A 22,683-nucleotide genomic window follows, 5' to 3' on the forward strand; every position below is an offset into this window, starting at 1 on the left:
CAGGCTCCTTTCAGTTCCTGACCGAAAGCACTAAATTTCGTTCACTCGCGATTGTATAACCCACATCTTCCCCTGCAGCTTCAGCCCATCGTAAATATTTGGTCTTGAACTTGTATGCCGATTCCGCCTTCACCTTGATTTCGGTTACGGTCCTCTCAGTATCGGAATCCGTATTCTCCCTGAAATCCAGCGTCACGATCAGGTCGTTCAGCTTGCCGGTATCCGACGTAAATGTCAGTGTATCGCCGGTCCTGTCGTTGAGCGATACCTTCAGTGCGCTGCCCAACGCTTCAGAGAAATAATCGGCGAACCGATCCCGGTCAATTCGAGCGTCAAGATTTCGCTGGCTCTCGAACTCGAGACTCCTGTCCTTGGCCGCCCGCAGCGCATTGGACAGAGCGGTGCCAAGAACAAGCTTCTCCCGGGCGACATTGGCGACTTCAACCATCGGTTCCACCAATACGGATAAAAAAATGACCGCCAACAATCCAAACGCAATCGTTCGCACCAGTCTCATCCCGTCAATTAAAATAATAATTCAAGTCTTTGTAATGCTTGAGTCCGATCGTTGTCAGAGAGAACGTCACCGGGACTTCCCGCTCGTACTTCCGGCCCCATAACGTTATGCTGAGCGGGTATACCGCGCTCATCGTTACCGTCACCGGACTGCCGCGCTGCCGGTACGGCTTCTCCAACTCCGTCAACGCCGCATACGACGATTCGTTATCGCTGCCGATCGCGCTATAGCTGCTCTCATTGACCGCCGTAATCCGGATATCCTCCGGTTTTTCCCGGAAGACGGGCCGCTCTTTCATCCGCTGGAGCGCGTCGTCGTAGTAGGATTGCTTAATATAATTGTCGCTTGCCGCCGCTTGAGACAGGTTGAATGTCTCTACCACCAGCGTCAAGTACCACGGAAAGAAGAAAATCAGGTTCGTGAACAGCATGATGCCGATCGATGCCAATATTGCGACGAGCAACGCCTTCGCTATGCCGCGCATATTCGCCGCCTCCCGTCCGCTTAGGTAAGGGTATTCTCAATCTGGTCAATGAACAGCCTCCACACTTCGTTGACCCATGAGCCTATGTTGGTTTGGATCGCAGTGACGATGAAACCGATGATGACGATGACCGCGACCGTCGCCGCAATTTGCCTGATGCCGAAATCTCCGGAATTATCCTTCCAAAATGACGCTTTGCTGCTGTTTTCCTTTTTCAAGTCGCTTCCCTCCGCTTATCCGGCTTTATGATTGAAACATCTCTAAAGAAGCAAGAACCGTAAATAAATAGTAAACCGCGATGTACACGGCAAGAACTGCAATGAGCACAAACTGCAGCCTCGCGTTGCTGCGTTCGCGCTTCAGTAACTCTTCTTCCAGCGCGATGACGCGGAACTCGTCCACCTCGTTCTTCAGATAGACCATCTGGGAAATGTTGTCATATCCTTTCAGTCTCGTTTCGAGAATGTCGCAAAATTTGATCACATAACGCAGCGGCACCCGCTTCTTGAACTGCTTCAGCGCGTACTCTTCTCCATATTCAATGTTGTCCAGCATGACTCCGAGCTCTTCCGCCATGTCCGGGTTCGCATTCGGCAAATAGTCCCGGATGATGTCCGCCAGGTAAATATTGACCGACTTCGAATATTGGTAGTACACCATGCTGAAGAAAGCTGGAAAATCGAGTGCAATGTTCTTGTTTTTCTTCTCGATCTTCTTCTCCAGCTCGGTGACCGGGTACAGCCAGCCAAGGATAATGAGAACGGCGGCAACGCAGCCGAGCAGCCGGTTGGCGCTCATGGCAACCGCCGTGAACACAATCGCCGCGGAAGCGTACATCAGCTGCTCCGCCCGGATTTCCTCCGGCGAGACCGCCAAATCCAGCCGGTCGGCCATTCTTTGGAACCGCAGTCTTTCGGCGCTTCCCAGCAACCTGCCTACATAATTTTGCGCGATCGTCTTTTTCATCCTCTGCAGCTTTTGCCGGAACGCGGCATCTTTTCTTTCCCTAATAAAGCTTCGGGCGCGCCGTTTCTGCCTGCGGTTAACGGGTTTGAACATAGGGTACAGAAATACCTTAACAAGGTAAGCAACGGACAAGAGCGCGCTCAGCTTGGCTATGAAAATCATGAGCCGTCGCCTCCGGGTCCCAGATTCCCTTGCAGCGCCTGACAGCGGGCGAAGCTGAGGCATACGGCGCTGACCAGGAACGTATTGATCATTTTGCCGGCGTCCGTATGCAGCATGAACTGCCGAAAATCCGGGACGGACAGCGCATAGAAGAAGAACAGAATAATAATGGCGGTCTTCATCAGGAAATCCCGGTTCATTTTGCGGAATATACGGTCCTTCCTGGCGTTGATCTCCCTTAATACGGCGTTCTCGTCGACGATATCGAGGAAGATATCGGCCATCCCCTTGCGCTCGTTGTATTCAAACACGGTCGCCTTCTTGGTGAAACTGTCGAACTTGGGGCCAAGCTGCCTGTTTAGCAGCGTGATGGCTTGCTTGAAGGAATAGCCGTTATTCTCGCAGTTGTCGATGAATTGCTGAAAGTAAGGCCTGATCCCAGGCCGTATGTACTCTTCGCTTGCCATCACTTTCTTGATGGCGAGCAGTACGCCGTCGCGCGCCAGCGGGCAAATCATGTCCTCCGCGTCCATAATGTCTTCAAGCTTCTCGGCCTTGATCGCCTTTGATTGCATGACGAAATAGGTCAGAAGCCCGATGAAGATCGATATTGTAATCACAACGCTTAACGTCACATCTTTCATAAAGAACACGACAAGCAGCGCGGTCACGGCAAAACATATGCAGAGCAAAGAGGTGAAGCTTTCCAGCGTAAGCGGCAGGTTGAAGTCCAGAATCAGTTCATCAACGAGCCGATTGTACTTGGCGTAGATGTTCTCCTTTCGCTTTACGATCCGCTCCCTCTTGATCCGTTCCACGTAACGCTTCGCGTTGTAACGGCCCAGATGCTCGGCGAAAGTGTCCAGCATATTAAGGAAGAACCGCCCCGTCCCTTGGAAAAACCTCACTTCAAACACGGAATTGAAGACAACGAATGCGGCAAGTCCGGCAAACAGACTCATGATGAAGGCTGTGTTATGGAATATCATACGTTTCCACCTCGTCTTCTTCCGGCATCCTCGTCAGGAACTCGAACCGGCTCCGTTTGATGCCCGCCTTCAGCATCGCCTGCTGCACCTTCTCGGACAGCATGCCGACCCGCTTGTGTTTGCCGACGATTTTGATCACCCTGTGCGTACCCTCCTCTTCGATCACATCTTCGGAGATGAACTTGTAAATCGGGTTCACGATCGGCTCCAGCCCCTCAGAACCCAATATCTCCGAAACCGACGTAACCTTCCGGGTGCCGTCCGCCAACTTTTCCTGATAAATAATGAACTTCACCGCCGTACAAATATTGCGGAGCGCCAGCTCCGCAGGCTCGTTCGATGCCATCAGGTAAGCTGTCAGAAACCGGTAGATAGCCTCTTTGTCCCCTTCCGCGTGAAGTGTCGAGAAGAAATAGTGGCCGGTCTGCGCCGCGCGCAGCGCCGTCGCGAACTCGCCCGGCGTGCGAAGCTCGCCGGGTCCGATCCAATGCGGTGACTGCCGCATCGCGTTGATCAGCAGATTCTCCATCGTCGCGGGGCTGGAGTCGTCTTCTTCCGGAACCGACTCGTATTGCAGAACGTCGTTGATGATTTTGCCGTGATCGCTGTCTCCCTGCCGCCGCAGAAGCCTCATCTCCGACGGGTTTTCGATCGTGATGATCCTTGACAACGGATTGATTTCCTTGACGAGTACTTCGTTCAGCGTTGTCTTGCCGCTTCCCGTCGGCCCTACCGTTATCCAAGACAAGTCCGCCTTCGGAATGAGCGACAGAAGCTTGAACATGTTGACCGAGAACGACTCGTTGCGGATCATCGTCTCCGGGGTAATCGACTTCTTGCTGAACTTCCGGATGACGAAAGCCGGCATGCCGTACGGCGAGATCTCGGCATGGGTAGCGTTGACGCGGTAACCCTCGATCGTCCGCGCGTTGACCATCGGAACCTTCGGTGTAAGCCGCACTTTGGATACGCCGATCAGCTTCGAGATAATCCGCTCCATATGCTCGCGGTCGCTGAATTGCTGATCCCACCTCAGCGTCTTGCCGCCGCTCTCGACGAAAATTTGCTCCGGACCGTTCGCCCGGATTTCGTCGATGGAGGGGTCTTCCATCGCTTTCGTAATCGGACCGTAGTGAGTGATCTCGTCGATCAACGCCCGCTTCAGAGACAGCAGATCGTAATACCCTTCGACGTTCGGCCGCTGCGAGTCGACGAACTCATGAATGTAAGACTGCGCCATCTCGCGTTTGCGGGCAGGATCGCTCTCTCGCCGGAACGCGTGCGTCGCGATCTTGGTAATATATTTCTGGCACAGCTCCAGCACTTCTTCGAACGTGATCGTCGTATATTTTTTTCTTAGCTCCTCCATGTCTTCCGTATTCTGTACCTGGTTTTGAGATACTTTTTGCTGCATGTCGCTGATTTTCGCTCGAGTAAGCAAACGCCTCTCTCCTCTCTAGTGGGATGCGAGAATGTCGGCCAACCTGCGGATTTCTCTCAAAAAGTACTTATTGACGAACGGGTTGTCCCGCACGTAAAGCTTTCCGTCAAGCGCATACGCAGCGGCTTCTTTGACGAGCGGCACAGCCGCAACGATGTTGAAGCCGAGCTCCTTCAGCACTTTGTAATCGTATTGGATGTCCTGCAGGTTCATAAAGACAACGCTCGTAAATTTCGCCGTGCTGATACCGACCGATGAGGCGTAATCCAGAAGCTTGAGAATATTGCCGGACGTTTCGATCCGTTCGGCGGCGGTGAAAAATCCGATATGGCAATATTTCATCGCCCCGAGACAAAACTCAAGCGGCGGAATGTTCGGAATATCAAGCAGTACGAGATCGAACATGCCCTTGAGCCTTTCGATCACTCTCTCCAGATGCTCGAATTCGAAATCGAAGTACTCCTCGATCAAGTCATGCGGACTCGGCGAGAGCAGGTACAGCCTATCGTACTTCGTGCGCAATATTTCCTCCCTGAATTCCGTTTTGTCGCTCTTGAGCACCTTAATCAGGCCATGCCCCCGCTTGTTCGGATGAACTGCGAGATGCTGATAGATGTTCGGATAAAACACTTTCAAATCCACGATGCAAGTATTTAAGCCTTTCTGCGCCAACAGATACCCCAGGTTGCTGATGAGCAGCGCATTGTCGGTATAGTCGCTGGCCGGCACGAATCCTACTACGCTGTAGATAAGGCCGCTTTCCTGGAGCGCGGCGCCTACCAAATCTTTAGGAGATATTTTTTGGAGGATGCCGGCTATGGTGCGCTCTGCTTGTCGATCCATGACTCCACCTCATTTTGCAGCGTAGGCAGCTGGTCCATTATGACGTTGCTTTGGCTTCGGCTCAGAATGGTGATCAGCAGCGATCTTCCTTCCAGGCCCTTATATTTGGCGTAGTTGTCGATCTGTTGCTTGGTGCCTTCAAGCAGAAGCGCCCGCGGTTGGATGCTCTTTAGGAAATCTTCGCTCTTCATGACTCGCTGCCGCTTGTCTTCGTCCAGCTTAAGCACCTCTTTGTACACTTCATAGATGGAATGGCTGTTGGCGTTGAGCATATCTTTCACGACGATGCTGTCGAACAGCACTTCCGTCTTGGTCACCTTGCCCCGGGATACGCTGTAGATGTCGTTGGGATTGCCGCTTGCCGCAGGGGCGTCGGTTTCGTAGGATACCCGGATGCGGACACGGTCGCCAGGCATTAGGATATCTCCGCCTGCTTCGAGGAAGTTATAAGGAAGAGTAAGCACCTCATGCGTCTCTTCCAGTTCGTACAGCCATTCGTTCTTCAACGGCTTCTCGCTTGTCAGTTGATCCTTGTAAAGCACGCTGTTGTTCCTTATGTAATATTTCGTGAACTTTCCCAGCACCTCCGGCAGATCGCCGGCCAGAAGCATATCGTTCGTATATTCTTTCTTGATAATGGAATATTTCTCAATCTGTTTCTCCGTCAGAACGGTGAAGGCCGGGATGCCTCCGTCTTGTTTCACACGCAGCACATCGATAGTGTCCTTGGCGTCTTTATTCGCATTCGTAATCACATTGAACGACACTGCGATCACGACGAGACTGAACACCACTGACAAAATCTTCTTCCAAGTGTTTCGGTTAGGCGAGATGCTCTTCACGGTGCTTAAATCCATCGGTTACCTGGCTCCCTCCATCAACCGCAGCAGAATGTCCCCGTAGGCCCGTTCGTAGACTCGCCCGGTTTGCACTGCGGGGATATCCGTCTCGATCTGGGTGTCAAAATCAGACATATAAGGGACGAATCCCGCCGTCATCTCATAGTCGAAGCGATCGCTAAGACCTGACGCCAACACTTCTCCAACCTTGTCCGGTGTGAACGGTTCCCCTTGAAGCCTGGATCTGTCGTTGTATTTGGTAACGACCAGTTTCGACTTGGCATTGAGCAGTCGCGAGTCTTCCCGGTTTAAGACAACTTCTACGTTCCGTACCGTGCTAAGAACGGCATGCAAATTGTTCGGCACGCATAACCCGAACGTATCGATATGAATCATGGCGTCCCGGAACGTTCCGAACAGATCGAGCGGCATGTCCATAAGGATGATGTTGAACCGGTTCCGCAGCACGGATAATAGGCCTACCAGCTTTGCGCTGTTATAGAACTGCCCGGCCAGCTTTCGGTCGTCGAACGAATAACCGAGCGCGGCCAACCACAGGTTCTCCTGGAGCGGGAAGGCCGTGGTCATATAGTCTTGCGGCCTCGCCAGCGTCCGGATGAGCGATGCATTCATGTCCTCATCCTTCTTCGTGAAATCGTGAAACCGGTTGAAATACATATTGGTGCTTCTATACGCAATATCCATATCGATAATCATCACTTGCAGTCCGCGCTTGCACGCTTCGCTCGCCAGGTTTACGACCGTGCTGGTCAATCCGCTGCCCCGGTGCCCCGTAATCGCGACAACCCTGCTGATCCCGCGGCTCAAGTTGCCGAATTCCTTATCCGTTCGGTCCGTTGCTCCCGGTTTCGGCTCGCCTCTGGGCTTCGGGAGGAACCGTTCGAGGAACGGCCTTCGCCTGCCCGGTTTGTCTTCGGCCGGCCCTTCCCGCTTGAAGGTGCGGTTGCGGCGCTCGTCCGACGTCCCCCGGATCCGCATCAGCTCGTCCAACGCCTGCCGATACAAGAAAACAGGAATGCGCACATAGTCGCACAGGATAACCGTCAGGCGGACGGCATGCGTTGCTCCAATGCGCTCGAGTTCGGTTTGCAGCGAGTCTTCCCGGGTCAGCAGAACAACAGGAATGCCCGTTCGTTCCCGTTCGGCCATCCACCCGATGAGAAATTGCACTTTGTCGCTGTCCTCTTCCGTAAGCAGGGACAGCGCTTCGTCCGTAATCAAAACCCCCTCAACAATCGGATTGACTTCTTGCAAATATTGCGGCAGGTCCCGCAGTACCAGCGGGTCGGAGTTGACGATTTCGATTTGTCCGCCGTTATGACGTGACATTGTAAGATGGGCATATCCGCATACCAACAGCACTTTCACTGCAATCACCTGTAATTGGTTATGAATTTTACATTCGCTAACCCGGAGCGGCAGCAACTTCTCGGTTGACGGATCCTTCATGATGTGAGAAAATAGCGCCGTTCTGCGGCCTGTCCGCTTGAAGGCAGCTTGGTATAAAGGAAAGATTGGAATAAAAACAGACTTGTAGACTTGGTTAATAGAGAAATGATCCTGCACATTGAGGCGATATTGTGTTGAACATGGTCCTGACGGCTGCCATCTGCATCCTGCTTGTGCTGTGCAGCTATTATGACATCAAGATGCGAATCATTCCGAATGGCCTGATAGTCGTCATCCTCGCATTAGGTGCGGCAAACAATTTGCTGCATCATACGCCGGAAGCGGCAGTGTCCGGCATTCTGCTGCCTTCATTGCCTCTTCTGATTATGCGATCCTGGATGAAGGGCATCGGGGCGGGAGACATTAAGCTGCTGTCTGCTGTCGGTGCCGGACTCGGGTGGCTTCCGAACGTATATGTGCTTCTGCTGGCTTGCACCGCCGCATTGCTGTATGCCGGTTCACAGAAGCTGTATTTCGGCCGCGCCCCAAAGTCGGTGCCCTTCGCTCCGTTTCTGGCAATCGCAGCGCTATTAATCTACGCCGTCATACAATGATTTCCATATTTCTACGGAAATCGTAACATATTCAAAACCTAAATAGGATACCTCTAAAGTAGTAAACCCGGCTTCAAATACCGCGTGCTTAGTTCCGAACGGCTTGTATTTCATCAGTTCTTTAACTGGAAAAACAGCAATCATAAGACATTCTTGTGCCGATAGTTTGATGATGTAAAGATTATGTTAAGTGTTATTACCTGCTGCATTAATGAAAAAGAGGCAGCCTAGGACTTAATTTCTTGTCCAAAGATGCCTCTTTTCCCCAGTTATGGCTTTCGCTGCATAAAGCTTTTCCGGTAGTGGGTCGGGGTCGTCCTGATAATCCGCTTGAACACGCGATTGAAATGAGGGACACTGTCGAATCCGGACATTTCGGCTATTTCAATAATCATCTTATTGCTCTCCCTGAGCAAACGCTGAGCCTCCTTCACCCGCACGATTTGTACATATTCGGAATATGAGAAACCGGTTGCGCGCTTGAAGGTTCTGCTTAAATAAGAGGAGCTTACATAAAATTTCTTCGCCAGCTCGCTTTGCCGAATCGGTTGGGCGTAGTTGGAGTTTATATAGCGCACAATCTCCTCCACCTTCCGGCTGGCGGCGCTTTCCGCCGTTTCCGCTTGTTCGGCCGAGCCTTCGCAATGGCGGACAGCCGCTATCAGCAGCTGGACAAGCAGCGTCTGAAGCACGATTTGGTGCCCGATGCCGCTGTTTGTTTTTTCTTCCAGCATTCGATACAAGTATTCTTCAATCTCCCTTTGTGCCGAGGGATCAAGCCGTGCCACTTTGGTATCCTGCCGGAAGCAAGATAATAGCAAAGGAATGTGATTTTGGTAGTTGCTTAAATCACTTTCTCTGAAGCTGATCAAGATCCGCTCATGATTCGGTATTCCGGTATCGACGGTTTTATGAACGTCATATTTTCCGATCAGAACGAGGTCGCCTTTACGTATTTTATAAGTAACACCCTCGATAAAATAGTAACGCTCCCCTTCCAGCAAATAATAAATCTCATATGAATCGTGGAAATGATCCACATCCATCGTATAATGTCCCGTACGGCGCACCTTATTAATATATAGCATCTTACAGCCACTCCCTCAGGTATGACAAAAAATGCAAAGAATATATCAAATAAACAATTAATGAGTAGATATCGACCCTTTCATGTACTATTCTAGCATTAATTCAAGAGGGAGGTATATAAAATGCTGAAGAGAAAGCGGTATGCGCACGTCGGGACCGGCGGACGCGCTTCCTTTTTTTACGAAGCGATCGCCGGAACTTATAAGGAAACGGCAGAATTGGCAGCATTTTGCGATGTGAATCAAACCCGGATGGATTACGCCAACAAGCGCCTTGCGGATAAATTTGCGGATTTCCGACCCGTTCCTACTTATAAAGCGGATGCCTTTGAACAAATGATTCACAGCGAAAAACCGGATGTAGTGATCGTGACTACGGTCGATCGTACGCACCATACCTATATTATTCGTGCATTGGAGCTTGGCTGCGACGTCATAACGGAGAAGCCGATGACAATCGATGAGGACAAATGCCAACAAATATTGGATACCGTCAAGGCAACCGGCCGCAAAGTCAGGGTAACTTTCAACTATCGTTACTCGGCGCACGCAACGAAGATTCGTGAATTGATCAGAGACGGCGTTATCGGGGATGTCCTTCAAGTGAATTTCCAATGGCTGCTGGATACGAAACACGGCGCGGACTATTTCCGCCGCTGGCACCGTGATAAGCGGAACAGCGGAGGTCTTCTCGTACACAAATCGACGCACCACTTCGATCTTGTCAACTTTTGGCTGGCAACCGAGCCGAAAAGAGTATTCGCTATGGGGGACTTATCGTTCTACGGCAAAGAGAATGCGGAAAAGCGCGGCATAACTCAATTCTACCAACGTGCGTACGGCAGTCCCGCAGCTCAAGACGACCCGTTCGCCCTGCATCTGGATAAATCCCCTTCGCTGAAGGCCATGTATCTTGACGCGGAGCATGAAGACGGGTATCACCGCGATCAAAGCGTGTTCGGTGACGGCATTTCCATTGAAGACACAATGAGTGTTCTGGTTCAATACAATAACAGGGCTATTCTAAACTACTCCCTTCATGCCTATTCCCCCTGGGAAGGACAAGTCGTTGCATTTAACGGCACCAAGGGAAGAATACAACTGCAAGTCGGCGAAAAATCGTATGTGAACGCCGGCGGCAAACAAGCGGATGAGGGCGCGGCCAAAGTCAGACAAATATTCGTTCAGCCTATTTGGGGAGAGCCTTACGAAGTCCCTTTGGTTCATGCCGCGGGCGGCCACGGCGGTGCGGATCCGATCCTGCTTGAGGATTTGTTCGGCAATCCGCCGGAGGATCCTTTCCACCGGTCGGCCTCCCATGTGGACGGCGCCATGTCCATCCTGACAGGAATTGCAGGAAATATCTCTCTCCGAACGGGACAGGCGGTCGATATTAAAGACTTGGTACAATTTCACTAACAATTCAACCGGTAATTCCATTAATGACCGTCAGGCGATACGACTCGTATGACGGTCATTTCCATGTTCCTTCAATTACTTACATTGAACAGGGACGCAAAGAAACCGTAACCGACAAAGCGTCAAATTACGGTTTCCGAAATGCGCTCATTTCAATTGCATAAATTACTTTGTTTTCGTATCGGTGATTTTTTGATTCGACTCCTCCGCGTACGTCCGGAAGATCGTGTTAAAGTCTCCTTCCAGCACCACCTTGGGAGCCGCCTTTGCATAAGGTGTCACCACTTTGCGGTCATGCTCGGATTTGTAAGGAATCGGTGCGAATTTGTTATAGAAAGCCGCGCTAAAATTTTTCCCTCTGAACATACTTTCTTCTCCGAACATCTTCTGGATGGCTTCATCGTTAATGACGGGCATTACTCCCATTTTTGAGAGTGAAGTTTGCATTTCGTCGGATACGAGATACTTGATAACTTCCATAGCGGCGTCTTTATTTTCCGCCATATTCGTGACGCTGAAGTATGTCGGGTAAGCTTGCGTCCCTATTCCCGGAGCCTCGTCGAAAGTCGGCATGGAAACCATGTCCCAATTCATCTTGGAAAACTCTTCCGGGAAGACGAAGATGATTGAGGATAACCATCCGAACATCGCCAAATCCTGCGCTTCCAAAAAATCCTTGCGGTTCGGCAGCTTGTTTTCGTGAGCTTGCATATATTCCCGGTAACCCGGACCGACTGCCGGTTGGACGAAGACGGTTTCATAAAATTGTCTCCAACGTTCGTCTTGATCCAATGTCGCTTTTTGCGTTTTCGGATCGACGAACGGGATGGAAAGCTGATTCATCAGAAGCATATGGGTTTCCGATGATGACAGCCCTGCATAGATTTTATCGCCTTCCGTCCGTGTCAGTTTTTTCGACAGCTCCGCCGCTTCCGTCCAAGTCATGCCGTCCGTCGGATAATCTACGCCGAATTTATCGAAGAGATCCTTGTTGTAATACATTACCATCGTGTTGTTGAATACGGGAATGCCGTAAATTTTGTTCTCTCCCGAAATTTGTTTGATCGCTTCGACGGCCGTCGACTCGAACCGTGTCATATCGATCTCGTGCTTCTCGATCAGCTCAGACATATCGTATTGCAGATCGTGACCCAGCAAATAGGTCGAGAATCCGCCAATGGATTCCCAGAAGATGTCTATGCGTTGACCGGCCGTAATCAACTCTTTCAAACCGACTTCCTTTGTTTTAGGAATATATTCGATAGAGTAATTCGGAAATTTCTCCTTTAAAGCATTTCCGAACCGCTCGTTCCAGCTTTCGACGGAGTCGCCGCTGTTGGAGTGGACATACAAAGTTAATTTTTCATCCGAAGTTGCGGATTCTTTTACGCTGCCGCCTTCCGCTTCGTTGGCGGTTGAGCCCGGCGGCTCTTGAACGTTACCTGAGCTGCAAGCAACCGCCGTAATGAGAAGGCAAACGGCTATCAATAAGCTGAAAATCGTTTGACGTTTCATTGCTTATACCTCCCGATATACTTTATTTGTAACTGCTTTATTGTGTGACAAGCTGTATTTCCGAGAAGATTGAAGAATTGTAATGCTCGATCGGATTATTCTCATTGCCTGCATCCACGGCAAATCCGATATAGAACGAGTCTTCGGCGAATGTCGCGGAAGATACTTTGACCCAGTCGACCCCGTCTCGGGAATGATAGCCTGTTACTGTATCTCCGGTCTTGGTTAATTTGAAGTAAAAGGGAGTGTTTAACGAAGGGATCGGAGGCGTTTGCGTCATCGGCGCTCCCTCTGAATCTCTGCTGTAGAACACGGAGCAGTACTGATCCCCCCGGACGGAGAAACCGATCATCGCTTCTTTCGCCGCCGGCTCAAGTCCGTTCCGGATCATCAAGCCCGAACGGTTGTGCGGCGCCGTTTCCGTTATACGGTCGAGACGGGCCACAAGCTCCGCATTGCCTGTCACTTCTTGGTACACATAATGAAACGCTTGATCTTCCTCTGTAAGTCCTTTGTTATTTCCAAACACCGGAACGATATTTCCTCCTCCCTTAACCGTCAACCGTCCGTCCCGCAGGTCTGCATGACCGGAAATGCCGGGTTGGCCGACATCGGCGGACATCCAAGGAGCTATATCGCCCTTAGCATTGATATGGACGGGAACGGGCGTGGAATCCGTCGATGTCCCGCTGTCGTCGGTCGCCCTTGCCATCAAATAAAACGTACCCTCCGGAAGCTCATCCCAGAAAAACGTATACGGCGCCTCAAAATCTTCTCCAAGCTTCATGTCGTTCGCATAGAACGCAACTTTAACGATGCTCCCGTCAGAATCATGGGCTTTCGCGGCGATATTGATTTGACCTTGCTGCCCTTTCAGCAGGTCCGTTTCGGGTGCGATAATGGAAACTTCCGGATTCATCGAACCGTTGCCGGCACTAGAGTTCTAATACTCCTCCAGATTTGTGTAACCGTCCGAATCGGTATCTCCATTGCGATCTTCGGCGTCGTTCGGGTTAAATCCCCGCTCAAGCTCCCATTGATCCGGCATGCCGTCGTGATCGTTATCCGCAGGAGCCGGGGCGCTGTGCAGCTCGGTCCATCCGCCGACATCCTCGGGATGATTGATTTGTCTTCCGGTACGGTTCCGAATATCGTTGATCAGCCTGGCGTCGATGGAGTCCCTTTTCGGCAATACTGCCCCCGCCTGGTTCAATACCAGTTCATAAGCTTCGTGAGCGGTATGGGTCGTAACGGGCGTGACTTCAATCGGCTCTTGCATAATCTCTTTTCCGGCGTCCGCATCCACGCCGAGCCAGTTGTCCGCCGTTACAGCCGCATCCCCGTCGACCACGTTGCCGCCGACATACAGTCTTCCTATGGAGCCCGTTTGGGTCAGCAGCTGGCTGCGCTTGTTCACCAGCGTATCCGGACCGTACTTAAAGTAATTGTTGACCATGTTTATGTCCGAGCTGTTGCCGCCGTATGCGCTCATGTAATTCCAGTTGTAAACGATATTGTTGCGGAAATCGAAACGCTTGTCGCTGTCTAGGGTCCCTTTCAATCGCGGATTTCGGCTTGAATTATGGATTAATATATTGTGATGATAGCTTGCGTTATTGGATCCCCATAATCCGCCGAAGCCGTGCCTGCCCTTGGAATGGGTGGACATGTGCATCGCTTCCCCGATAATGGACCACTGCACGGTCGTGTTCGCATTTTCATAAGGCGATAGAACCTCGTCAACTCCCCACGTAATGGAGCAATGATCGATCATAATGTCGCGGTGTCTTCGTGCAGACATAGCGTCACCCGTGGATTCCGTATGGTCCCCCATTCGGAATCGCATATACCGAATGATTACATTGTCCGCCTCGATATAGGTGGAATGGTTGTTTACACTGATTCCGTCCCCTGGAGCCGTCTGGCCGGCAATCGTGATGTTGCTTCCCCGGATTCGCAACGGCGAATTGAGGTTGATATTTCCGGAGACTTTGAATACAACCGTGCGATTGCTTTGGCTTACCGCATCCCTTAATGAACCGGGACCGCTGTCGTTTAAATTTGTAACCTCGTACACTTCACCGCCGCGCCCGCCGGTCGTATACATGCCGCCGCCTTCCGCACCCGGAAAAGCGGGAACCGGGCTGCCATCCGATACGGCTTGAACGGGACCGACGGAGCAGAGCGGGATCACGGCCGCAAGAACGATTAAACAAAGCTTGCCAGTCCATTTGAACATTGATTTCCACCCCTTCTTTTGACATGAATGCGCTTTCTTTTCTCCATTTTGCCACGCTCCTTATCTTGCGTTCTACTCATTTATTGACGTATTACGGCAAACTTGATTTATTTTGTCATATAATGAGAATTTTACATCCTTTTTTAGTTTTTCTCATTTCTCCCTGTATTGGCTTGGCGTAACTCCCTCGTATTTTTTGAAGATGCGATTGAAATAACTGTGCTGGTATCCGATTTGTTCGGCCACATCGTTTATTTTTAAGTCGGTGGTGCGAAGCAGCTCCTTTGCGCGGTCTATCCGAAGCTGCGTCAAATAATCGACAAAGTTGATTCCTGCAATATGCTTAAACGCTCTGCTCAAAGTATAAGGAGTCGTACCGGTCAATCGGGCACAGCTTTCCAAGGAAACATCGGTCATAAATTGCGTTTGAAGCAGCTGCATCGTTTGTTCCACGACCCGTTTCAGCTGGAGGTTGGAGCGTTCCTCCAAGTGCCGTCTATATGGGCGTACAACCTCTTCCTTGAACCATTGCGTCAGCTTGGCCGGCTCGCGAATTTGCGCCAGCCGTTCGAACATGTTGCACCCTCCGAAGAGCAGATGCGGCTGCAATCCCGATTGAAGAATGATGTATTGAATGCTCCCGAACAGCTGCAGCACGCTTTGTTGAACGAGGTACTCTTTCTGCGCTCTGGAGACCTCGTCGAGAAACTGATCGATCAGCCGCTCGGCCGCCTCCCACTCCCCCATACGGATGGCTTGCGAGATTTCGCGATCCAACGCGAACGGGTAATGATTGTTGTGATCGTAGACGTCTGCCGAGAGATCATCCATGCGGATGATCTGATTCTCGTCCTTGAACAGCCTGTAGCTTGCAGCTTGCATCACATCCTGAAAAAGGTCCGGAATGGTTTTCACGAGCAGTGTCGGACGGCTGATCGTTACCGTGACCATAAGTTTGATATGCTTGTTTATCGCTTGAGTAAGAGCTTCGGACAAGGCGTGAATCGATTCGTTCTGAGGTTCGTCCATGGGTGTAATGACCAGCATGCCGACCGACAGGTTGTGAAAGTTCAGCACACTGCAATGTTTCAAATGCTCAGCAGCGAGCTCCTCGATGATGTTGGCCGCTGCGAAAGTAACCAGTCCCTCGTCGCCGGCGAGAAAGCGGTCCTCGAGGCGTGACAGTCCTGTCAGCTGCACACCTACGAAGGTGAATTGCTGCCTGCTGACCGCCCAACCGTAATGCCTCATCCGTTCACGCAAATCCTTCTCGGAATATGCATGCAGATGTCCTTGAATCAGCTGCAGTAAGAACCCTTCCTTTACACGCGGAAGCTCCTCCTCCAACCGCAATTGCAGCGTCGTGCTCTCATGGTTCAGATGATGCAAACGTTTCTCCAGCAGCTTGAATTCATCCATGCCGAGACTGCGCAATTCCGCGGCTTTATCGCCGCCTATTAACCTGACGAGGCGCTCGACGGGAGTGTAAATTTTCCGCGACGCGACCCAGGACAAAACCAACGCGGTCAACAGCATCAAGGCGCTGATGATGAAGATCGTCTTCGAAGCCATGACGACCGGATATGTGATGGCCGACATGGGAGCCGCCGATACATACGTCCATTGCTTGCTAAGGCGGTCGAATGTGCCGTAAGAAACGGAGTATGTCGTTCCCCGCCACTCCTTGACGTAGCTCCCGGCTTTGCCGCCGGCCTTAAAAATATCTTCCCGCAGCGACCGTTCGAATACTTGAGCCTCGACTCCTTTGTTCGTTGACAAGATCATCTCTTTATTCTCATTCATTAGGAAGGTTGCGCCTTCATGATAAGGTGTCAAGGTCAAAAGCAGATCGTGCAGCCGATCCGACTTTAGCGATACGGCCAGAACGCCGAACGATTCTGTTAAGTCTCCGTGTATTTTGCGAGCCAGCATGATGACGGGTTCCGTCTTGGCTGGACCGTCTTGGGAAGCCCCCCGCAATACAATCGGCTTGGAAGTCCAAAATATTTTGTCGGGGCGGGACAGCAATTGTTCATATTGCGATTGCAGCTTCGTATTGTCGGATAACTGTGTAAATTCAGGGTCGAAGAGATAAAGCGCGGGCCCTTTAATGTACAACTGCACCCGTTCGATTAGCGGATGGGAGCCTTGCAAGATTAACAATGTGCTGACCAGATCCTTTGTCTCAATAATACGTAGAGAAAAATCTGTGTTTTTCAGCCTGCTGCCGAATCTCGGATCGAAGGCCCAGTGAGACAATCCCTGCTCCAGGTAGGAAAATTGATCGTTGATCGCACGTACCCGCTGCTGCATTTGTTTGCTATGAAGCGCCATAAGGTCGTGTTCGATCGTACCGACGGCAAACACATAAATAGCGACCCCCGTAATTAATCCGGGGATACTGGCGACCAGTAAGATGATAAGGAGGCTTTTACGGTAGAAACTCCCTTTGGCTGCCTTCATCCCCTTCAACTTTTCCACCCGCTTTTCGTTGTCTTAAATTTCGGCTAGTCTTTAAGACTATCCGTCATGTTTATGACTTCGATTCCGGCCAACAAGACGATGCCGATACCGTGAGTGTCATTCAGGTTCCAAGAAAGCTGGTCTTTATAATATAAAGCGGAGAAGGAATACCCTGACCCTCTGCAAACCCCGTACACGTTGCCCCATTTATCCAGAGCTATCCGGCTTAAACCGTCCCAAGCGTCCAATACTGATTTTACATAAGGAGCTTGCTGCTCCAGCCACTTGTAACGGACCCCGCGGGCAAAAGCGTAAATGAACATGGAAGTGCAGGAGGTTTCTTCATAAGAATCCGGTACGTTCAGCACTTGATGCCACATGCCGTGTTCCCCTTGCAAACGCAAAAATCCGGCACACAGCTCGCTAAAGAAGGAAAGCAGTTCATCTCTAGCTTCGTGGTTCCCGGGCAGCACGGCAAGAAGCTCCGTCAAGGAAAACAGGACCCACCCGTTTCCCCGGCCCCAAGGCACCCGCGTAGGCTTGTCGAATTTAAAATCGTGTACGTGCGACATAATTTGCTCTTCCGGCATATACAAGTATTTTTTATAAAGCCGGAATTGTTTGACGGCATCGTTCAAATACGTTTCGTCGCCGGTTAGCTCGTAGTATCTGCACAAAAACGGCGTGCTCATATATAAATCGTCGCACCACAGCGTATGCTGCATGAAATCCGTGCTGCCGCGCACACGGTACAAAGCGCCGTCCGGCAACCGGTCCTGGAAATCGGAAATATATCGCGCAATGCGGTCTACGGCCTCCCTGGCTCCGCGAAGCACTCCGTGTTTCATGCCGATTAAAGCCGTAGCCCCAAAGGAACCGCAATCATCCAGAGAATCGATGGCGGACAGCTGATGGTTTACTCCTGCGGCGCCGTATTGTTCCTTGTCCCATAAAGCATAGGTGTCGAACGAGGTGCAGAGCTCGATATGATCGAGCGCATATTGAACGTAATCCGGCCGGCCGATGCCGAGACCGGTCTGCAATATTCCGTAGAGAGTTACTCCCAGCGGGTAGTTCCATTTGCCGAAATGAGTATTTTCGATATAGGGACGAATCCACGTATCCGGCTGATCAAGCCTCCAATATGTACGCTCGCCTTCGTGCTCGAACAGCTTTGACATCTTGCATATTTGTTCCGGCGGCAGATCCGATTCCATCTCTCCCAAGTAAAACCATACTTCATCGCTCCCATTTACGGTTACGGGCGGCATTAACTCATAACCTTCAGGCAGCGGATCGGCATCGAACCCCCATGTCTCCCCTGTACAGGTTGAGCGGATCAATACATCGTCCGTCCGGAAATCTCCCGGAAGCGGGATACGGAAAGAACCGCCGTCGTCGGCGCTATAAACGAGCTTTCCGCCGATCCATATCGTAAGACTTCCGACATGGCGACCCGTCCAATAGGAGGCTTCTTCCGCAGCTCTGCAGCGCAGCTTTGTCCAAGCATAAGCCGTCTTCCCGATCTCCGCATGAAATAAACGGGAGAACGCACCTTTCGCCAGTTCCCGTTCATCCCATCGCTGGACGGGATGCCAGGAATATTTCGCATCAAGCACCGGCATATTTCCGTCTGTCAAGATTAACTCCTCATCCGTCGGATCGCTGTAGAGCCACCCCTCCTGGCCTTCGCGATCTTGCGAGGGAACTATGAAATGCAGCGGAAAGCCCTTGATCGATCCCGTGCCGAACAAACCGCCGCACCCGGTAGGCGTAGAGAGGAAGCGAAGCAGGAAGTGGTTCCAGCCTTGCTCGAGCTTCGCCCTGAACCCGGTCTTCCGCTCTGGAAACACATCGTCATTCAGATTCGAGTTAAACACCCGCTGACCGTTAATATAAACAGAGATGGGGCCGAAACAGCTGACGCTGAAGCCGAGAGTTGATGGACTGTCGGTCCACAGCTTGGCCCAGGCGTAGACGAACTGTCCCTCCTTCAGCTCAGCGAATTTTGAAGCGAAGTCGAATTTGTACCGGTAGTCCTCCCCCCTTATGAAGCCTTGCCGGTTAAAAGCTCTGTACACGACCGGATGTTTCGGATGTTCGCCGATATAGCGGTTGGCGATGATCTCCAGCGCTTCCTTCACCTGTCCGGGATACCGGCGTTGCATACTAAGCTGTTCTTCGAAATATCGCATCAATCGTTCCTCCCCGAAGAAATGTAACAATATAATCCGACAGGTCCGAGCATGCCGGACGGCAACGAAACCCGGTCGTACCGATTCGCCAAAGTGTTCGTCACTTCTACGCGCAGCTTATTCACACCGTTTCGGAGCCTGTCTTTGACGGACCAGCGATACGGTCCCCACAACCGCACTCCGATCTCTTGCCCGTTAAGATAGACACGCGCCATCTCGTGCACTTCTCCAAGATCCAGAATGATATCGTCATAAGATGCGTCCGGCTCCCATGTTACATCGGCATCATAGCTGAGAGTACCCGAGAAGTGTTCCATCCCGTCCCATTCGACCCATGACTTTAACGAGACGTCTTCCCGACCTTCTATGTTCCAGCTCCCGGATAAATCAATATGATGCGTCAGTCGGGGAATCGGAAGGAAACGGGGTTCAAGCTTTTGATACGGATCCACGGCAACGATCAAGCATTCCCTTCGTTCAATCCGCACGCTCACCTCCGTACCTGCCTCCTTTTCAACGGCGGCTGCGGGCTCAATGGCGCCGGTCCACGCATTCCATATTTCCGCCCTGCCCCGTTCGGCTACGGCAATCTTTCCGTCAAAAGCCGATTCCCCTTCATTCACTATCACGTATAGATGCAGTCCTTCCTTGACCACATGGCTTACTCTTAAGTCTTTCCCCGCCGGGTCAAGATCAGGTTTGCCCTTCATCCGGCGGCACGCTTCATCGATGAGACGTTCTAGAGCATCGAAGGTCAGCTGACCGAAATTCGGAGCGCTGGCAGTCCCGTCTTCGATCCACTCCAACACTGTGCCTCCTTGGCGGACGAAAGTCTCCAATTTACTCCATGTCGATGGCTCCAGCAGCGCTCCCTTGTCAAGCACGATCGTGTCGTACCGCTGATTCGCAATCGATATCGCGCCCCCCTCCAGCTTGCAAACATTCGCGTCTTGCAAGAGCGACTCCTCCAAGTAATTGAATTCCAGCTGCCGCTCAAACATCGGCTTGGCGACTCGCCACGATAAGCGGTCCGCTTGACACAGCACGGCTACATTGGTCGTGTTGGCGCTGTCCGTCATCACCCAGCTCATCCGTTTGATATACCGTGAAAACCGGGCAAACTCCGGCCACCAGATGTTATTGGGTCCTACATCCGGAGCGCGCTCATGCAATCGCTTCCCATCGATAGAGTAATAGAATGCGTGAGGAGAAATTAAATTGACGCCGCGAACGAACAGCCAATCCAAATACCACTTGATGTCGCCGGCGGTTAACGCCCATCCGTTCCCTTGGCCGCAGACGCCGAAGCATTCGTTCAAATTTCTTCTCCTGCCCCGGTGCCGGGCAGCGTCCGATGAACACTTCCCCATGGTGCTGTGACGTCCGACCGTCCCTTTCTCGTCCTCAGGCGCCAGCCACCGCCACACGATATCTTGTCCGGGAATATGGAAATACCTCAACAATCCGATATCGTCGCTGGCCGCGGGATGTCCCGTCAAGGCGATGCCGCGTTCCTCGCACCAATCGTACAGCGGTTTATAATAAACTCTTTCCATTCGTTCCCGCACCGCCTTGCGGTACGATTGGCGGATTGATTCAGTTCGAACGCCCGCATCGAGCCACAATGCGGACAACTCTTCCTCCCTGCCGCCTCCTGCAATGAATTCCGCAAGGAAACCTCCGGTCCAAGGGATCAATCCTTTCCTGTGCCTTCTGCCCATCAGGTCCGGTTCATCGGTAAACATAGCGATAACGGTGTTGCCGAAATAACGGCCTATCCGGCGGTAATAACGTTCATGCGTCAGCTCGATAAACAAGCGGACGGCCTCGGGATTGAGCAAATCGGCCGATCGCGGAGCATCGGGCTCCCCGTCGTCTTGGCCGTAGTGGATGCCCCGAATCGTGCCGTTTGTGAACGTTTCGACGAACGCGACCAATAACCAACCTTCCGGATCGGGCGGCGCAAACTCGACAAAACCGTCTTCCTTCTTCAGTATGATCGTCTCATCCAGGCTTACCGCTTTATCTGGAGAAATTTTGACTGCTTGAACGGATACGAGCTGCTCTCCTTCCTCCAGCGGTACTTTCCACCGTATCGGCCCGTCGGCCGGCAGCTCGAGCATTCGAAGCCCGCGGCTTCCAAATTTCGGGTTTCTTCTAACGACCTCGCCGTTAGCCGATCCTGACGGGTACATGCCTTCATCGTAGAGAATCACCTGCATGTTCAGCTCCGCAGCCTCCCGAACGGCGGCTTCCACCAAGTCCATGAAGCTGTCGGACAAGTAAGGCATCTCTTTCGGTATTCCGATTCGCGGATGTAAAACAAACCCCTCAACTTCTTTAGAATGAAAATCGCGTATTTGCCGGATCAGCTCCTCCTTCGTCAACTCGTCGTTCCAAAACCAGAACGGTATCGGGGAATAAAGCCCTGACGGTTCCATGAATTCTTTTCGCAATTGATCGAACATGTTTCGGCTCCTTCTATTCGAAATAATATTCATTCTCGGCACGCATTTTACAAGATTTTACTCCACCAAGCCCGTGCGGTCCACGCTTTCGACAAACCATCGCTGTGCGAATACGTATAGAACCAAAGGCGGGAGTATCATTAAAAATGCGGCAGCCATCTTCATCGGCTCGTCATAGATGGAAGGACCCACCTCCTCCGCACGCAAGTTGATCGCGTTTGTAATGCTCGACACGCCGACGGATAACGGTTGATCCGGCATGCCGTGCAAGTAGATCGTAGGGGTGTAAAAGTCATTCCAATTCCAGACGAAGGAAAACAGAAATACAACGACGAATGCCGGCCGCGCGAGCGGCAGCATGACACGGAAAAAAATTTTCGGCGCACTCGCCCCGTCCATGGCGGCCGCCTCTTCCAGCTCCTTCGGCTGCTTGGAGAAGAACTGCCGGTAGATGATGACGAACAGCGCTCCCTTCACGCCTTGACCGAAGAAAGCCGGCAGGATTAGGGGGATATACGACTTCAGAGCTCCCAGTTGGCTGGCGGCGATCAGCGTCGGCAATACCGTAAGCTGGGGCGGCACGATAAACGTAAGCAGCAAACAAAAGAACCAGAAGCTTTTAAACGGGATCTCCAGACGGGCGAATGCGTATCCCGCAATCGCGCAAGTGACGGTTTGAAACACCGCGGCGGCGACAGACAGCCCAAGGCTGATAGACAGCGCTTTCGGGTAATTAAGCAGCTGCCAGGCATCCTGAAGCATACCGAAGTAGACCGTTCTCGGCACCCACTTCACGGCCGGATCCACCAAATCCGCCGAATCTTTGATCATGCTTGTAACCATGAAGAAGATCGGGTTCAAATAAATGTAGGCAGTATCTATCAGAATTAAATAAAGAAAGCATTTATAAATGAGACCCTTGTCGGCCTCCAGCCCGAATAACGTCGTTTTCAGCTTCTTGAGAGCGGTTATTGGTATATTTCTAGTTTTTTTACGTCCGATACTAACATGTGCCATCGTAAACCTCCTCG

At 51.6% G+C, this 22,683-nt stretch carries 19 protein-coding genes; 2 read left to right on the forward strand and 17 right to left on the reverse strand.

Annotation, left to right across the window (positions count from 1 at the left end; all coding sequences use genetic code 11):
• Nucleotides 1-10: 10 nt before the first annotated feature.
• From JET16_RS01925 to JET16_RS01965, 9 genes are read right to left on the reverse strand one after another with little or no spacing between them, the layout of a single operon-like run.
• Nucleotides 11-508, reverse strand: a complete 498-nt coding sequence (locus JET16_RS01925) for a hypothetical protein (RefSeq protein ID WP_199613905.1) — start codon at nt 506-508, stop codon at nt 11-13.
• Nucleotides 509-521: 13 nt separating this feature from the next.
• A complete protein-coding gene (locus tag JET16_RS01930; protein ID WP_199613906.1) occupies nt 522-1,001 on the reverse strand; it encodes a hypothetical protein in 480 nt (159 codons plus the stop codon).
• Between the two features lie 20 nt (nt 1,002-1,021).
• Nucleotides 1,022-1,219, reverse strand: a complete 198-nt coding sequence (locus JET16_RS01935; RefSeq protein ID WP_199613907.1) for a hypothetical protein — start codon at nt 1,217-1,219, stop codon at nt 1,022-1,024.
• 25 nt (nt 1,220-1,244) lie between these two features.
• A complete protein-coding gene (locus JET16_RS01940; RefSeq protein ID WP_199613908.1) occupies nt 1,245-2,129 on the reverse strand; it encodes a hypothetical protein in 885 nt (294 codons plus the stop codon).
• Nucleotides 2,126-3,118, reverse strand: coding sequence for a hypothetical protein (locus JET16_RS01945; protein ID WP_199613909.1), 993 nt, complete (start codon nt 3,116-3,118; stop codon nt 2,126-2,128). The genes JET16_RS01940 and JET16_RS01945 overlap by 4 nt, the downstream gene beginning before the upstream one ends.
• Complete coding sequence (locus JET16_RS01950; RefSeq protein ID WP_199613910.1) at nt 3,105-4,559, reverse strand: ATPase, T2SS/T4P/T4SS family; 1,455 nt, start codon at nt 4,557-4,559, stop codon at nt 3,105-3,107. The genes JET16_RS01945 and JET16_RS01950 overlap by 14 nt, the downstream gene beginning before the upstream one ends.
• A gap of 15 nt (nt 4,560-4,574) precedes the next feature.
• Nucleotides 4,575-5,402 (reverse strand): P-loop NTPase family protein, encoded by an 828-nt coding sequence (locus tag JET16_RS01955; RefSeq protein ID WP_199613911.1) that lies wholly within the window; start codon nt 5,400-5,402, stop codon nt 4,575-4,577.
• A complete protein-coding gene (locus JET16_RS01960) occupies nt 5,375-6,259 on the reverse strand; it encodes a CpaB family protein (protein ID WP_199613912.1) in 885 nt (294 codons plus the stop codon). Before JET16_RS01960 ends, JET16_RS01955 begins: the two co-directional genes overlap by 28 nt.
• Nucleotides 6,260-6,262: 3 nt before the next feature.
• A complete protein-coding gene (locus JET16_RS01965) occupies nt 6,263-7,630 on the reverse strand; it encodes an AAA family ATPase (protein ID WP_199613913.1) in 1,368 nt (455 codons plus the stop codon).
• A 221-nt stretch (nt 7,631-7,851) separates the two neighbouring features.
• Between JET16_RS01965 and JET16_RS01970 the strand changes: the two genes are divergently transcribed.
• Complete coding sequence (locus tag JET16_RS01970) at nt 7,852-8,265, forward strand: prepilin peptidase (RefSeq protein WP_233530994.1); 414 nt, start codon at nt 7,852-7,854, stop codon at nt 8,263-8,265.
• A gap of 269 nt (nt 8,266-8,534) precedes the next feature.
• On the opposite strand, the gene JET16_RS01975 is transcribed toward JET16_RS01970, so the two are convergent.
• Nucleotides 8,535-9,353: a helix-turn-helix domain-containing protein gene (locus JET16_RS01975; protein ID WP_199613915.1), complete on the reverse strand. Its 819-nt coding sequence runs from the start codon at nt 9,351-9,353 to the stop codon at nt 8,535-8,537.
• Between the two features lie 123 nt (nt 9,354-9,476).
• Here JET16_RS01975 and JET16_RS01980 point away from each other — a divergent pair, with 123 nt between their 5' ends.
• A complete protein-coding gene (locus JET16_RS01980) occupies nt 9,477-10,772 on the forward strand; it encodes a Gfo/Idh/MocA family protein (RefSeq protein WP_199613916.1) in 1,296 nt (431 codons plus the stop codon).
• Between the two features lie 165 nt (nt 10,773-10,937).
• Here the strand turns inward: JET16_RS01980 and JET16_RS01985 are convergent, their stop codons facing one another.
• The 7 genes from JET16_RS01985 to JET16_RS02015 all read right to left on the reverse strand — a co-directional run bounded on the left by JET16_RS01985 (nt 10,938) and on the right by JET16_RS02015 (nt 22,669).
• A complete protein-coding gene (locus tag JET16_RS01985) occupies nt 10,938-12,287 on the reverse strand; it encodes an ABC transporter substrate-binding protein (RefSeq protein WP_199613917.1) in 1,350 nt (449 codons plus the stop codon).
• A 37-nt stretch (nt 12,288-12,324) separates the two neighbouring features.
• Nucleotides 12,325-13,206: an Ig-like domain-containing protein gene (locus JET16_RS01990; protein ID WP_199613918.1), complete on the reverse strand. Its 882-nt coding sequence runs from the start codon at nt 13,204-13,206 to the stop codon at nt 12,325-12,327.
• 24 nt (nt 13,207-13,230) lie between these two features.
• Nucleotides 13,231-14,526, reverse strand: coding sequence for a pectate lyase family protein (locus tag JET16_RS01995; RefSeq protein WP_199613919.1), 1,296 nt, complete (start codon nt 14,524-14,526; stop codon nt 13,231-13,233).
• A gap of 153 nt (nt 14,527-14,679) precedes the next feature.
• Complete coding sequence (locus tag JET16_RS02000) at nt 14,680-16,989, reverse strand: AraC family transcriptional regulator (protein ID WP_233530995.1); 2,310 nt, start codon at nt 16,987-16,989, stop codon at nt 14,680-14,682.
• A gap of 44 nt (nt 16,990-17,033) precedes the next feature.
• Nucleotides 17,034-19,184 carry a glycoside hydrolase family 88/105 protein gene (locus JET16_RS02005; RefSeq protein WP_199613921.1) on the reverse strand — a complete coding sequence of 717 codons (2,151 nt, stop codon included), beginning with the start codon at nt 19,182-19,184 and terminating at the stop codon, nt 17,034-17,036.
• Nucleotides 19,184-21,652 (reverse strand): glycosylhydrolase-like jelly roll fold domain-containing protein, encoded by a 2,469-nt coding sequence (locus JET16_RS02010; RefSeq protein WP_199613922.1) that lies wholly within the window; start codon nt 21,650-21,652, stop codon nt 19,184-19,186. Before JET16_RS02010 ends, JET16_RS02005 begins: the two co-directional genes overlap by 1 nt.
• Before the next feature lie 57 nt (nt 21,653-21,709).
• Complete coding sequence (locus JET16_RS02015) at nt 21,710-22,669, reverse strand: carbohydrate ABC transporter permease (RefSeq protein WP_199613923.1); 960 nt, start codon at nt 22,667-22,669, stop codon at nt 21,710-21,712.
• Nucleotides 22,670-22,683 lie beyond the last annotated feature (14 nt).

The organism is Paenibacillus alkalitolerans, from assembly GCF_016482785.1.
Classification (GTDB): Bacteria; Bacillota; Bacilli; order Paenibacillales; family YIM-B00363; genus Paenibacillus_AE; species Paenibacillus_AE alkalitolerans.